This is a genomic window from Corynebacterium ulcerans, assembly GCF_000767685.1.
GTDB classification, from domain to species: Bacteria; Actinomycetota; Actinomycetes; order Mycobacteriales; family Mycobacteriaceae; genus Corynebacterium; species Corynebacterium ulcerans.
Genome location: NZ_CP009622.1, coordinates 1476728 through 1490135, shown reverse-complemented (window position 1 = coordinate 1490135; position 13408 = coordinate 1476728). Strand labels below are relative to the sequence as shown.

At 52.4% G+C, this 13408-nt stretch carries 13 protein-coding genes; 12 read left to right on the top strand and 1 reads right to left on the bottom strand.

Annotated features, from left to right (window positions below):
• The first annotated feature begins 26 nt into the window (after nt 1–26).
• The 9 genes from rimP to CULFRC11_RS06725 all read left to right on the top strand — a co-directional run bounded on the left by rimP (nt 27) and on the right by CULFRC11_RS06725 (nt 9985).
• Nucleotides 27–581, top strand: a complete 555-nt coding sequence (gene rimP / locus CULFRC11_RS06765) for a ribosome maturation factor RimP (RefSeq protein WP_023635888.1) — start codon at nt 27–29, stop codon at nt 579–581.
• Nucleotides 578–1576, top strand: a complete 999-nt coding sequence (gene nusA / locus CULFRC11_RS06760) for a transcription termination factor NusA (protein WP_023635887.1) — start codon at nt 578–580, stop codon at nt 1574–1576. The genes rimP and nusA overlap by 4 nt, the downstream gene beginning before the upstream one ends.
• A gap of 276 nt (nt 1577–1852) precedes the next feature.
• The gene (locus CULFRC11_RS06755) at nt 1853–2227 is read left to right on the top strand and encodes a YlxR family protein (protein WP_013911747.1); all 375 of its coding nucleotides are present in this window, start codon (nt 1853–1855) and stop codon (nt 2225–2227) included.
• Nucleotides 2228–2332: 105 nt separating this feature from the next.
• Nucleotides 2333–5272 (top strand): translation initiation factor IF-2, encoded by a 2940-nt coding sequence (gene infB, locus CULFRC11_RS06750; RefSeq protein ID WP_038620623.1) that lies wholly within the window; start codon nt 2333–2335, stop codon nt 5270–5272.
• 229 nt (nt 5273–5501) lie between these two features.
• Nucleotides 5502–5939: a 30S ribosome-binding factor RbfA gene (gene rbfA, locus CULFRC11_RS06745; RefSeq protein WP_013911745.1), complete on the top strand. Its 438-nt coding sequence runs from the start codon at nt 5502–5504 to the stop codon at nt 5937–5939.
• Nucleotides 5932–6924: a DHH family phosphoesterase gene (locus CULFRC11_RS06740; protein ID WP_023635885.1), complete on the top strand. Its 993-nt coding sequence runs from the start codon at nt 5932–5934 to the stop codon at nt 6922–6924. Before rbfA ends, CULFRC11_RS06740 begins: the two co-directional genes overlap by 8 nt.
• Nucleotides 6925–7018: 94 nt before the next feature.
• Nucleotides 7019–8371: an MATE family efflux transporter gene (locus CULFRC11_RS06735; protein WP_023635884.1), complete on the top strand. Its 1353-nt coding sequence runs from the start codon at nt 7019–7021 to the stop codon at nt 8369–8371.
• Between the two features lie 70 nt (nt 8372–8441).
• The gene (locus CULFRC11_RS06730) at nt 8442–9317 is read left to right on the top strand and encodes a metallophosphoesterase family protein (protein WP_023635883.1); all 876 of its coding nucleotides are present in this window, start codon (nt 8442–8444) and stop codon (nt 9315–9317) included.
• Nucleotides 9314–9985 (top strand): 4'-phosphopantetheinyl transferase family protein, encoded by a 672-nt coding sequence (locus CULFRC11_RS06725; RefSeq protein WP_013911741.1) that lies wholly within the window; start codon nt 9314–9316, stop codon nt 9983–9985. Before CULFRC11_RS06730 ends, CULFRC11_RS06725 begins: the two co-directional genes overlap by 4 nt.
• Nucleotides 9986–10009: 24 nt before the next feature.
• Here the strand turns inward: CULFRC11_RS06725 and truB are convergent, their stop codons facing one another.
• Nucleotides 10010–10921, bottom strand: coding sequence for a tRNA pseudouridine(55) synthase TruB (gene truB, locus CULFRC11_RS06720; RefSeq protein WP_023635882.1), 912 nt, complete (start codon nt 10919–10921; stop codon nt 10010–10012).
• Nucleotides 10922–10933: 12 nt separating this feature from the next.
• On the opposite strand from truB, the gene CULFRC11_RS06715 reads away from it, so the two are divergent.
• From CULFRC11_RS06715 to rpsO, 3 genes are all read left to right on the top strand, one after another.
• On the top strand, nt 10934–11932 hold the full coding sequence (locus CULFRC11_RS06715) for a bifunctional riboflavin kinase/FAD synthetase (RefSeq protein ID WP_023635881.1): 999 nt from the start codon (nt 10934–10936) through the stop codon (nt 11930–11932).
• Nucleotides 11933–11949: 17 nt separating this feature from the next.
• A complete protein-coding gene (locus tag CULFRC11_RS06710) occupies nt 11950–12915 on the top strand; it encodes a nucleoside hydrolase (RefSeq protein WP_023635880.1) in 966 nt (321 codons plus the stop codon).
• 198 nt (nt 12916–13113) lie between these two features.
• A complete protein-coding gene (gene rpsO / locus CULFRC11_RS06705; RefSeq protein ID WP_013242127.1) occupies nt 13114–13383 on the top strand; it encodes a 30S ribosomal protein S15 in 270 nt (89 codons plus the stop codon).
• Nucleotides 13384–13408 lie beyond the last annotated feature (25 nt).

Sequence of the window (13408 nt, the reverse complement as noted above, 5' to 3'; positions counted from 1 at the left end):
TTTGTGCGTCGGCTACGATAACGGGCATGGCATTTCCCTCTACCGAAGTCTTAACCGAGCTCATTACGCCGATCGCAGCGGCACATAATATGGATCTTGAACACATCCGAGTGAACCGCGCAGGTAAAAAAACTCTTGTCGCAGTGTCCTTGGATTCCGACAACCGGCCGGATTTGGATCAGCTAGAAGTAGTATCCACAGCCATCTCTGAGCTTTTCGACGCTCAAGAAGCTTCTGGTGCCCTAAGCTTTGGGCCGGGATACACTCTGGAGGTTGGTACCCCTGGAGTGGACGCGCCCCTTACTAAGCCACGCCAATGGCGGAGAAATCGTCACCGCTTGGTCGCCCTTGACGTTGAAGGAAAGAAATCAATCGAGCGGATTGGGGCAGTAAATGATGATGAAACGCGAGTGATCGTGGTCAAGCGGCAGGGGAAGAAAATCTCGATCCGTTCGATTGAATTGGGAGAAAATACTCAAGCAGTGGTAGAAATTGAGTTCGCGAAGCCCGCAGAAGCGGAGCTTGAGTTCACGCAACTAGATTTTAATGCCGCCTTGGCTTTGGAAGAGGAAAACAAGTGAATATTGATATCCACGCACTTAAGCTCATTGAGTCCGAGCGAAAAGTTCCTGTAGAGGAATTGATCGAAACGATCGCTCGTGCGCTTCTTTTTTCCTATCGCGAGTTTAAAGACACCAACGTTGAAGAAAACACCCGTGCTCGCGTGGACATTAGTGCTACAACAGGCCTTGTCTCTGTCATTGTTTCTGATCTGGATGAAGAAGGCAACGTTGTTTCTGAATACGACGACACCCCTGCTAACTTCGGTCGTGTCGGCGCGCAAGCGGTTCGCGATGCAATCAAAAAGCGTTTGCGTGAGGCAGAAACCTGGAAAGCCTATGACGCGTATAGCGAGTACGAAGGGCGCGTAGTTTCTGGCATCGTTCAGGCAGACGCATATGCAAACGAGCGGGGAATTATCGTTGTGCACCTGGGAACTGAGGCTGAAGGGCAGGACGGCATCCTCATTCCTGCCGAGCAAATTCCTGGCGAAAAACTCGTCCATGGCAACCGCGTAAAGTGCTATGTCGTGGGAGTGAACCGTACCCCACGTAACCTTCAGATTAATTTGTCTCGTACGCACCCTGAACTGGTGCGCAGGCTCTTTGAACTGGAGATCCCTGAAGTCGCTGATGGGTCGGTAGAGATTATCAGCATTGCGCGCGAGGCCGGACACCGTTCCAAGGTGGCTGTTCGCGCGAATATTAAGGGTCTGAATGCCAAAGGCGCTTGCATCGGTCCTCGTGGCCAGCGTGTGAACAACATCATGAACGAGCTGGGTGGGGAAAAGATCGACATCATTGATTTTGATGAAGATCCGGCAAAGTACGTAGGTAACGCCCTTGCACCGTCCAAGGTTGTGCACGTAGAGATCACTGATCTTGAGGCTCAAGCGGCTAAGGTTACGGTGCCTGATTACCAGCTTTCCTTGGCTATTGGCAAAGAGGGACAAAATGCTCGGTTGGCTGCACGCCTAACGGGTTGGAAGATCGATATCCGTTCTGACGCTAGCTAATCCTTTGCACATTGCCCCTTGAACTGCAGTAGATGATGAATCTACACGGCAGTAAGAGGGGCATTTTTTATTTTTGCGGTCTGAAAATATGTCGAGTTCACTTCCCGATAAAGAGTGAAAAGTGGAATTATTTGGTGTTTGACGTTTCCAACTTCATCTTTGTGGAGAATATGGCGTACACTACTTAACGGCCCATCTGCAGCTTGTGCGATGGACGCTAGAGCAGCGTTGAGCACGAGCACATGACATATGAGATGTGAAGCGAAAAGGAGACGGATGCCAGCGGCTTTGTATGGCGACTCCCCCCGAGGAGATCTTTCTAAGCCTACGCGGACGCGTATCCGTACCTGCATCGCTACCAAAAAATCACAACCCGCTGATCAACTTCTTCGCGTTGTTTTACGCAAGAAAGATGATGTAGCAGGGGAATCACATCATTCTGTTTATTCGGTGATTGCTGATCCACGTAGGCGTCTGCAAGGGCGCGGAGCATGGATCACGCCTACCATCGATGCACTGGAGCTAGCTGAAAAGCGCCGAGCATTTGCTCGTGCGTTAAGGGTGTCTGCGGAAGTAGACACAGGTCATGTACGAGAGTACCTAGCAGCGCTTGGCGCTGGACCCGACATTACAAGGAAGACCGAACACTGATGAGCATACGATGAAGCATCAGCGATGAACGTCAAAGTAACTTAGGTAGGAAGTCAACGTAAGCCCTCCGGGGTCAAGGCTTCCTTCCGTAACTCAAGGAGAGAAGTGCCCGGAAAGCTACGTGTACATGAGCTAGCTAAACAGCTCGGTGTAACAAGCAAGGAACTACTTGCCACTCTGAAAGAACAAGGCGAGTTTGTAAAAACCGCGTCTTCTACCATCGAACCTCCGGTGATTAAGAAGATGAAGCAGCATTATGCTGCGCAAGACCCAACCACTGCTCAGGGATCTGCAAAGACTACCCCTGAGGCTGCAAAAGCTACGTCAACGTCGGCTAAGCCTGCGGCTCCAAAGCCTGCAGCACCCAAGCCGGCCTCTGCGAAGCCAGCCGCTCCAAAACCTGCTGCCGCAAAGCCTGCAGCACCCAAGCCGGCTTCCGCGAAGCCAGCCGCTCCAAAACCTGCTGCCGCAAAGCCTGCAGCACCCAAGCCGGCTTCCGCGAAGCCAGCCGCTCCAAAACCTGCTGTTAAGCCTGTACCTAAGCCAGGTTTCAGCGCTTCCCAATCCGATACACCTAAAACTCCGGGTTCTGCTCCTAAGCCAGGTGCAGGAGCATCTCCTTCTGCTATGCCTCGTCCGCAGGCGCGCCCAGGCGGAAATGCGCCAAAACCGGGTGGACGTGCTCCTCGCGTAGCCAACAACCCGTTCTCCAGCGGTGAGCGTCCAGCGCCTCGTCCTGGTGGCGGCAACCGCCCTGGAAATGGCCCACGCCCAGGTGGCGCTCCGCGTCCGGGTTCAGGTCGTGGTGCCCAAGGCGGCAACAACGCTGAGCGTCAGCCTCGCCCAGGCGGTCGCGGCGGTCAGCAGCGTCAACAAGGCGGTAACCGACCGCAGCAAGGTGCTGGTCAGGAGCGTCAGGGCGGCGGACGTCGCCCAAGTCCCGCAATGATGCCTTCACATCCTAACCCAGGGCAGATGCCTTCTCGGAGCGCCGGTGGCCGTAATGGCGGCCGCGGCGGTGCGGGTGCCCAAGGCGGAAACCGTGGACCCGGAGGCGCAGGCTTTGGCGGCGGTCGCCCAGGTGGCGGTGGAGCTGCCGGTGGTCGCGGCGGACGTCGTGGCGGTACCGCTGGTGCATTCGGACGCCCAGGTGGTGCTCCACGCAAGGGACGTAAGTCGAAGCGTCAGAAGCGTAATGAATACGAGGCAATGCAGGCACCAAACGTCATTGGTGGCGTTCGCCTGCCAGACGGTGGAGGCGCGACGATTCGTCTTGCCCGAGGTGCTTCGCTTTCCGACTTCGCTGAGAAGATTAATGCAGATGCTGCGGCTCTCGTCCAGGCACTCTTTAATCTTGGCGAGATGGTAACGGCAACCGCATCTGTGAGCGAGGAGACATTACAGCTCCTCGGCGAAGAGATGAACTACAAAGTTGATGTTGTCTCTCCTGAAGATGAGGACCGCGAGCTTCTTGAGTCCTTCGACCTACAGTTCGGTGAGGACGAAGGAACTGAAGAGGATCTAGAGAAGCGTCCTCCTGTGGTGACCGTTATGGGTCACGTTGACCACGGTAAGACCCGCCTGTTGGACTCGATTCGTAAGTCCAACGTTGGTTCCGGTGAGGCAGGCGGCATTACGCAGGGCATTGGTGCTTACCAGGTCGCTGTTAACGTCGACGGCACCGATCGTAAGATCACCTTCCTTGATACCCCGGGTCACGAGGCCTTCACCGCTATGCGTGCTCGTGGTGCTAAGTCCACGGATATCGCTGTGCTGGTCGTCGCTGCTGACGACGGAGTTATGCCTCAGACCGTTGAGGCCATCAACCACGCTAAAGCAGCAGACGTACCGATCGTGGTCGCAGTGAACAAGATCGATAAGCCAGGCGCGTCCCCGGATAAGATCCGTGGACAGCTCACCGAGTACGGCCTTGTTCCTGAGGAGTACGGCGGAGACACCATGTTCGTTGATATTTCTGCAAAGCAGAACATCAATATTGATGGACTACTGGAGGCTGTTCTTCTTACTGCAGATGCGTCTCTAGATCTGCGTGCTAACCCTGACATGGATGCGCAAGGTGTGGCCATCGAGGCTCACCTGGATCGTGGTCGAGGCCCAGTGGCTACAGTCATCGTCCAGCGCGGTACGCTGCGCGTTGGTGACTCTGTTGTCGCAGGTGATGCTTATGGCCGCGTGCGTCGCATGGTCGATGAGTACGGACATGACGTTGAAGAAGCAGGACCTTCCCGTCCTGTTCAGATGCAGGGCCTCAATGGTGTCCCTGGCGCTGGCGATAACCTCCTAGTTGTTGAAGACGATCGCGTTGCTCGTCAGATTGCTAACCAGCGCAATGCGCGCAAGCGTAACGCTCTGGCCGCAAAGACCCGCAAGCGCGTTTCTCTTGAGGATCTGGATGCAGTTCTTAAGGAACACAGCACCCTCAACCTCATCCTCAAGGGCGACAATGCTGGTTCCGTGGAAGCCTTGGAAGAAGCATTGCTCAAGATTGAGGTCGACGACGAAGTTCAGCTGAACATCATCGACCGTGGCGTTGGTGCTGTTACGCAGACAAACGTCTCCTTGGCTGCTGCTTCTGATGCCGTGATCATTGCCTTCAACGTTCGTGCTGAGGGTAAGGCAACGGAAGAAGCTAACGCTGAAGGCGTGGATGTTCGTTACTACACCGTCATCTACCGCGCGATCGAAGAAGTTGAGCAGGCGCTGAAGGGCATGCTTAAGCCGATCTACGAGGAGCGTGAAGTTGGACGTGCAGAGATTCGTGCAATCTTCAAGGCTTCTGCAGTTGGCTTGATCGCAGGCTGCATGGTGGAGAGCGGAAAGGTGCGTCGTAACGCTACGATTCGTTTGCTTCGCGACGGCGCCGTAGTGGCAGACAAAGCGACTATTGAATCGCTACGTCGTGAGAAAGACGATGCCACCGAGGTCTCCGCAGGCTACGAGTGCGGTATGGTCTTGTCCTACCCGGATATCCAGGTTGGCGATATCATCGAGGTATTTGAGCAGGTAGAGGTTCCACGTTCTTAACAGTGGCTGCTTAAACCGATAACTACTAGAAAGCGGCGCCGACTCTCATAACTAATGTTGAGAGTCGGCGCCGTTTTCTCTTCTGTGTTTATCGTGCAGATCAGACAAAGAAGTCTGCTGTGGATAATACGGGGTAAGTTTCCGCTTTGATAAAGCAGGTAAGATAATTGCGTTAGCCGACACATGGCTGCAATTTATAAAATAAAACAGATGAAAAAGAGGTTGAACAATGGTTGATCACGCGCGTGCCGCCAGGATGGCTAAGCGTATCCAGACGATTGTGGCTACAGCCATTGAACGAGAAATTAAGGACTACCGGTTAGAGTACGTCACTGTTACAGATACCCGGGTTACAGGTGACCTGCATGATGCAACCGTGTACTACACAGTGCGGGGACGTTCTCTTGAAGACACCCCAGATGTAGAGGGTGCGGCTGAGGCTCTCCACCGTGCGCGAGGCCAGCTACGAAAGATCGTGGGAGACCAGTTAAGCGTGCGTTTTACCCCAACGTTATCTTTCGAGCTAGATACAGTTCCAGAGTCTTCGGCGCATATGGAAGATCTGCTGGCGCGTGCTAAAGCACGCGATGCAGAGCTTGCTGAACTGAAAAAGAACGCAAAACCAGCGGGGGAAGAAAATCCCTATAAAATGGACGTCGATGAATAAAACCCGTGTTCAGACATCGTCGGACAAATCATTGGATTGGTCAGCTGCTGAAAGAATCATCAGCAAAGCCAAAAGAGTGTGCGTCGTAGGGCATATCAATCCTGACACGGATGCTATCGGGAGTGTTTGTGCAACGATGCTTGCTTTAGAGCAGCTGTCTAAGGAAGTCATCGGAGTCATCGGTCAGTGCACTCCCTTAGAGCGTTCTTTGCTGGATATCCCCAGAGCCACAGACATCCTCACGGTGGATAGGCTTCCTGAGTGCGATGCAATTATTGCAGTGGACTGCGGTGCCGTGGGGCGGCTGGGGGCCCTTCAGCCACAAGTTATGCGCGACATTAGTCGTGTCATTCTGATAGACCATCACAGCACAAATCGCGGTTTTGCAGGAGTTAACCTGATTGATCATCAGGCGGAATCAACAACTAGTATTTTGCGCGATTGGTTTCATCACCTGAAAATTACGCTGACTAAAGACATCGCATATGGTCTTTACGCTGGGTTAGTGTCGGATACGGGTGGCTTTAGATGGGGACGCCCAGAAATGCATGCCCTGGCTCAAGAGCTTGTTGATACAGGCCTTGAGATACGGGCCATTGGGCAGCAGCTTTTTAGCAGTGATTCTGTGGCAGACCTCGCGATGATCGGTACGATACTTTCTCGTCTTCAGGTGGTGTATGTCAACAACATATCGGTTGTTGTGGCTATCGCACGGTACGACGATGTTCAGGGGCATTCGGCTCAGTCTGTAGAAAAAATTGCGGATCTGATCCGTGGTTCAGACGGCACGGATATAGCCGTGGTCTTCAAAGAATACAAAAGAGGGGAATGGGCGGTTTCGCTTCGCTCGGAAGATCTCGATATTTCCGTTGTGGCCCGTACCTTAGGCGGCGGTGGGCACATAAGATCATCAGGCTACGTTACTTTTGGAACAGTAGATCACGTAGTAGCAGAACTTAAGGCAGCGGTTCAGCGGACCTGCTGAGAGAGACCGTGAGAAACAATATAAGGCTTACCGTTGTCGTGGTAAAAGCCTGTACAACGAACGTTCTCTAGGAGAAGACTCGGGGAGAAAGAGTATGTCTGTGGGAAGATCGCAAGAAGAGACCGCAGAGATTAGTCCAGCAACGATTCTTCGCTTGGCACTTCCTGCACTGGGAGTGCTGATAGCTACGCCGCTTTATCTTCTTTTTGACACCGCAATAGTGGGCAGACTGGGTGCTGCATCCTTGGCCGCGCTTGGTGCAGGAACCACAATATATGCCCAAGTAACTACGCAATTAACGTTTTTATCCTATGGGACAACGGCGCGCTCAGCACGACTTTTTGGGGCGGGTAAAAAGAAGGAAGCTGTGGCTGAAGGAGTGCAGGCTACATGGCTTGCTCTCTTCGTCGGGTTCATCTTGGCGTTTGTTGTTTTTATGGGGGCTCCGACGTTCACATTCTGGCTTAGCGGCTCTTATGACGTATCCAACGCAGCCACGAGTTGGCTCAGAATAACAGCTGTAGGTATCCCGCTGGTCCTTGTTGTAATGGCTGGAAACGGGTGGTTAAGAGGGGTGCAAAATACCCGTTTACCATTGCTTTTTACGCTTTCGGGTGTTGTTCCCGGGATGATGTTAGTGCCAATTTTGGTTAACCAGTACGGTCTGGTGGGCTCAGCATGGGCGAATATCGTTGGGATTACTATTACTTCTTCGTTGTTTATCTTGTGCCTTTTTCGGGCGCATGAGGGCACTATTCGCCCCAATTGGACCATCATGCGTTCGCAGCTATCCCTCGGTAGGGATCTGATTTTGCGATCGTTATCATTTCAGATTTCTTTTGTATCAGCGGCAGCTGTAGCTGGGCGTTTTGGTGCGGAATCTTTAGCAGCTCATCAGGTGCTGCTCCAACTGTGGAGTTTTCTCACGCTCATCCTAGACTCGCTGGCTATTGCGGGGCAGACGCTAACAGGGGCTGCGCTTGGTGCACACAATGTTGCTCGAGCGCGTCGTGTAGGACACATATCCGTGCTGTATTCCACCATGTTTAGCGTGGTGCTTGCTGTGATATTCGCTGGTGGTTTCCACGTGATACCAGGAATTTTTACATCGGATGCGGGAGTTCTTCAAGAAATAAGTGGACCGTGGTGGCAGCTGGTCTTCATGATCGTTATAGGTGGCGTCGTGTTTGGCTTTGACGGAGTATTCTTAGGTGCAGCTGACGCCGCATATTTGCGGACCGTATCTTTGTTGTCAGTGCTCGTAGGATTTTTACCTGGCGTATGGTTGGCTTTGCTCTTCGACGCGGGGCTGGTAGGTGTTTGGTGGGGTCTAGTTTCCTTTATTTCTATTCGAATGGTCGTGGGAATATGGCGCTTTTACTCGATGAAGTGGGCATATAGTAAAGATTCAGAAGACGGGAATATTCCGACTCCGGAGAGTCGATGAGCCAATCTCTGCTAACAATTGCAATAATTAGTCTTACGTTTGAAACAACCTAGGTGCGCAAGGAGGCCACATGGCACAGACCCTATGGGCTGTTGCGGACCTTCATGCAGCAGTTCGAGCTAATGGAGAACATATTGATTCTCTTCAGCCCAAGGACCCATCCGATTGGCTGATTGTTGCCGGAGATGTTGCAGAACGTACTAGCGTTGTCGTGGAAGTCCTGCATAAGCTACGTAAGCAATTCGCCTGCGTTATTTGGGTCCCAGGAAACCATGAGTTGTTCTGTAGGAAAACAGATACGCATCAGGGACGCGCGAAATACGATGAGCTTGTGCGTGCGTGTCGGAAGATTGATGTTCTGACGCCGGAAGACCCTTTCCCGGTTTTCGGCGGTGTGACCATCGTGCCTTTGTTTACGCTTTATGATTACTCTTTCCGCCCGAGTGGAATGAGTATTGAACAGGCCGTTGAGGCTGCTCATGAAAAGCAAATTGTGCTTACGGACCAGTTTGCTATCGCACCATTCGTGGATATTCGCGCATGGTGCTGGGACCGTTTGGCATATTCAGTTAATCGGTTAAGCAGGGTAAACGGACCTACGATTCTGATCAATCATTGGCCCCTTTCCCAAGAACCTGTGGATAGGATGCAGATCCCAGAGATCGGGTTATGGTGCGGAACTCGGCACACTATGTCATGGGGCAGCCGATACAGCGCACAAGCGGTGATCTATGGGCATCTGCATCTTCCTGGAATAATGCGTATTGATGGTGTGCCACATGTGGAGGTTTCTCTGGGATATCCCCGGCAGTGGCAGCAAAACATAGAGTCACGTCCCTGGCCTTTTCCTATCATGCATATCGATGATGCTGGAAAAGCGACCATGGGCCCGGGGCTTGAGCCGGATGCACCTATATCACAGCGTGTGAACAAGGGGGAGTCGTGAACAACGAGATCCAGCTTGATCAGTCGCTCTTCCCAGAAGCTGCACGTTATGTGTCTCTTACCACCGATCCCGGAATCATAGACTTGGGCAAGTTTAATGAGCTGCATCCGTTGGAACGGGCTCTTGTCGCACACGCTGTCCCGCTCCGCAAAGCGGAATTCGGAGATGCGCGGTGGTGTGCTCACCAAGCCCTTGCTAAGTTACAACGCGACACGGGTGAACCAATTCTGCGTGGTGAGCGAGGTATGCCGCTATGGCCGGCTTCTGTTAGTGGATCCTTGACCCACACTGATGGTTTTAGGGCCGCAGTTGTTGCTCCTCGGCTGCTTATCAGGTCGATGGGAATCGATGCGGAAGTCGCCGAGCCGCTTCCAGAGGGCGTCATCGGTTCGATCGCTCGAGAAGGCGAACTCGAACAGCTTGAACGTCTACGTAGCAATGGTATCTCGTGCGCAGATCGGGTTTTGTTCTGTGCAAAAGAAGCTACCTACAAAGTGTGGTTTCCGTTGACACACCGGTGGTTAGGCTTTGAACAAGCAGAAATAGACATTAGAGACGATGGATCTTTTGTGTCTTATCTGCTTGTTCGTCCCACTCCCGTTCCTTTTATAGAAGGGCGCTGGATGGTGAAAAACGGTTACGTAATAGCGGTAACCTCAGTTGTATAAAAGGCTGCCAAAAGTTTGGCGCGACTAGGAGAGCGTGTTGGGACGCGCGACGAAAACGGAAGAAAGCCGCTTGCCTTTTTCCTTGATAAGCGCGATGGTGTAGCCATTGGGTGCTACCGCTGCGTGAACCTCTGTTAAGCCGCGTGGTTGGAGCCATTTTCCCATAGAAAGATCTGTGGCTTCAGATTCTGTGATCTCTAATGTGGGGTAGCACCGAGTTAAGGATTCATCCAAAGAAAGACTGAGTTTGGGGGCGGTTGCGAGATCGTCGAGAGTAATGGCGTCGGAAAGGGTGAAGGGGCCCACGGATAGGCGTCGTAAAGCTGTGAGATGGCCACCCACATGGAGGGCTTCTCCTAGATCACGAGCGAGAGACCGGATATACGTGCCCGATGAACACGTGACCTCTACATCGATGTCAATGAATTCCGGTGATAAAGCGCGCGAAATATTGAGGACATCGAACCGGTAAATAGTGACCGGACGTGCGGGTATCTCTACTTCTTGCCCCTCACGCACCATTTGATGGGCTCGCTTCCCGTTGATTTTGATTGCGCTGACTGATGCTGGGCGTTGCATGATATTTCCAGTGAGCTTAGCTATCTCAGCAGCAATCTCATCGTCGGTGATCGCGGATACCGTGGAGGTATCGGCAGCAAAAACTGCTTCTCCCTCTTTATCGTCGGTGGTGGTGGACATCCCAAGTCTGATAGTTGCTCGGTAGGACTTAGTCGATGCGACCATATGGGCAAGAAATTTTGTCCCTCTTTCGATTCCCACAACAAGAACACCGGTAGCCATGGGGTCGAGGGTACCCGCGTGACCAACCCGTTTAGTGCCAAAGATACGGCGCAAGCGCCCAACTACGTCATGCGAGGTCATGCCAGCGGGTTTATCGACGACTACGAGTCCAGAAGTGGAGAGGGGATCAATCATAGTTAGCAGTCTATGGCTAAACTGTCCAGAGTGGATATCTGGCATCATATTGAAGACATTCCGGCGGATCTAGACGCCTCGGTCATCACCATTGGCGTTTTCGACGGTGTCCATCGTGGACATCGGACACTGATCAGCGCTGCAACGCAACGAGCGCGGGCACTTGGTGTTCCGAGCATCCTGGTTACGTTTAACCCGCATCCTTTGGCGGTACTGCGGCCGGAAAAGATGCCTCCACTTTTGGGGACAGTTACCCAACGTGCGAATCTCGTAGAAAATCTTGGCGTTGACCACATGTTTGCCATGAATTTTACTGCCAACCTCTCACACCTATCTCCGGAAGAATTCTTTGTCTCTATTATTAAAGACAAGCTCAAGGCCAAGGTCGTAGTGGTGGGGGAGAACTTTACCTTTGGTTATAAAGCATCCGGTACCACGGAGACTTTGAAGGCATTGGGGGAAAAATACGACATTGACATTCGTGTGCTGGAATTGCTGGCAGAAGACCAGACCGTGGTTTCTTCTTCTGTAATACGTAAAGCTCTTGCAGAAGGAGACGTACGCCGAGCTAATTGGGGATTAGGGCGGGAATTTTCAGTTAGCGGAGACGTGGTGCGAGGGGCTGGTCGGGGCGGAAAAGAACTTGGGTATCCGACTGCCAATCTGTACTTCCCGGACTCTATTGCGCTGCCAGAAGACGGCGTGTATGCAGGGTGGCTGCAGATCACCTCTGCAGCGCCCATCGACGGGGATATGGTTGCAGGAGTGCGGTACCCGGCGGCTATTTCGGTAGGCCATAATCCCACGTTCGGGGATCAGCGTCGTAGCGTTGAATCTTTTGTTCTTAATCGTCGTGCTGATTTGTACGGACATTCCGTCACCGTTGAATTCGTGGACCGTATTCGCGGGATGGTGAAGTTTAACGGTATGGAAGAACTACTGGAAGCAATAGCGCAAGACGTGGAGACTACTCGCGAAATTTTAAGAGTTGACGAACCTCGTAAACCCTAAACTAAGGAAGACAGAGAATGGCAAAGAAGGTAATCCTCGACCTAGACACTGGCATCGATGATGCGTTGGCACTGGCCTATGCTCTAGGTTCTCCGGAGCTAGATCTCATTGGTGTCACTGCGACGTATGGCAACGTTCTTGTCGACGATGGAGCACGCAATGACCTTGCGCTCCTGGAGTTGTTTGGACGCCCCGATATTCCAGTTTTTGTCGGCGAGCCACACGCTCGGGCCAAAGATGAGTTTTCCGTTTTAGAAATTTCTGAGTTTATCCACGGAAAAAATGGCATTGGTGAGGCGAAGATACAGCAGCCTCAATCCTGCGTGAGTGATAAAACAGCAGTTGATTTCCTTATTGAATCGGTGGCTGCTTATGGCGATGACTTGGTCATTATCCCAACGGGAGCTATGACTAATATCGCCGCGGCAATGGATAAGGACCCAGATTTTGCAGCTAACGCTCATATCGTTTTCATGGGAGGCGCGCTTACGGTTCCTGGGAATGTGAGCACTTGGGCCGAGGCAAATATCAACCAAGACCCAGAAGCCGCAGACATGATGGTCCGAGAATGCGCTGACGTGACGATGATCGGGCTTGACGTAACACTCCAAACGCTGTTGACATATGAGGAGACTGCTACGTGGAGGGCGTTGAACACAGAGGCTGCAACGGTGCTTGCCGACGCCACCGATTACTATATTCGCGCCTATGACACGGTAGCGCCTCATCTTGGCGGTTGTGGGCTGCATGATCCCCTGGCCGTTGCAGTAGCTGTTGATCCCAGCCTGGTTACGGTTCTTCCTCTGAATCTCAAAGTAGATATTGAGGGGCCTACGAGGGGGCGGACAATCGGTAATGAGGTCAAACTGGGAGAACAGCATAAGAATGCCCAGGTTGCAGTGGCGGTTGACGTAGAGCGCTTCCTCAAAGAATTTATGGAACGCATTACGCGAGTGCTAGTAGGAAACGCAATCGGTAGATAAAACAAGCAGGGAAAAGCTACGGATAAGCGAGGAAAACTCGAAAATTCCTTTATCCCTTTCCTTTCTGTGGTAGTGTTCCTTCCGTTCTCTTCACTGCGGTCCACAGCAGTGATAGGAATGGTTTGATAAAAAGAAACCCGGTTTCTTTTTATCAAGTCATATTTATGTGGACTGAAATAACTATTGAGGAGTTTTCTCATGGCTTTGAGCAATGAGCAGAAGAAGTCCATCTTGGCTGAGTACGGTCTGCATGAGACCGACACCGGTTCCCCTGAGGCACAGGTTGCGTTGCTTTCCGCACGCATCAACCAGCTGACCGAGCACCTGAAGTTCCACAAGCACGATCACCACTCTCGTCGTGGTCTGTTGCTTCTGGTTGGTCGCCGCAAGGGCCTCTTGAAGTACCTCGCAGACAACAACGTTGATCGCTACCGTGATCTGATTGCTCGTCTGGGCTTGCGTCGATAAGCTTTTCGACGTTAACCGGCACCCC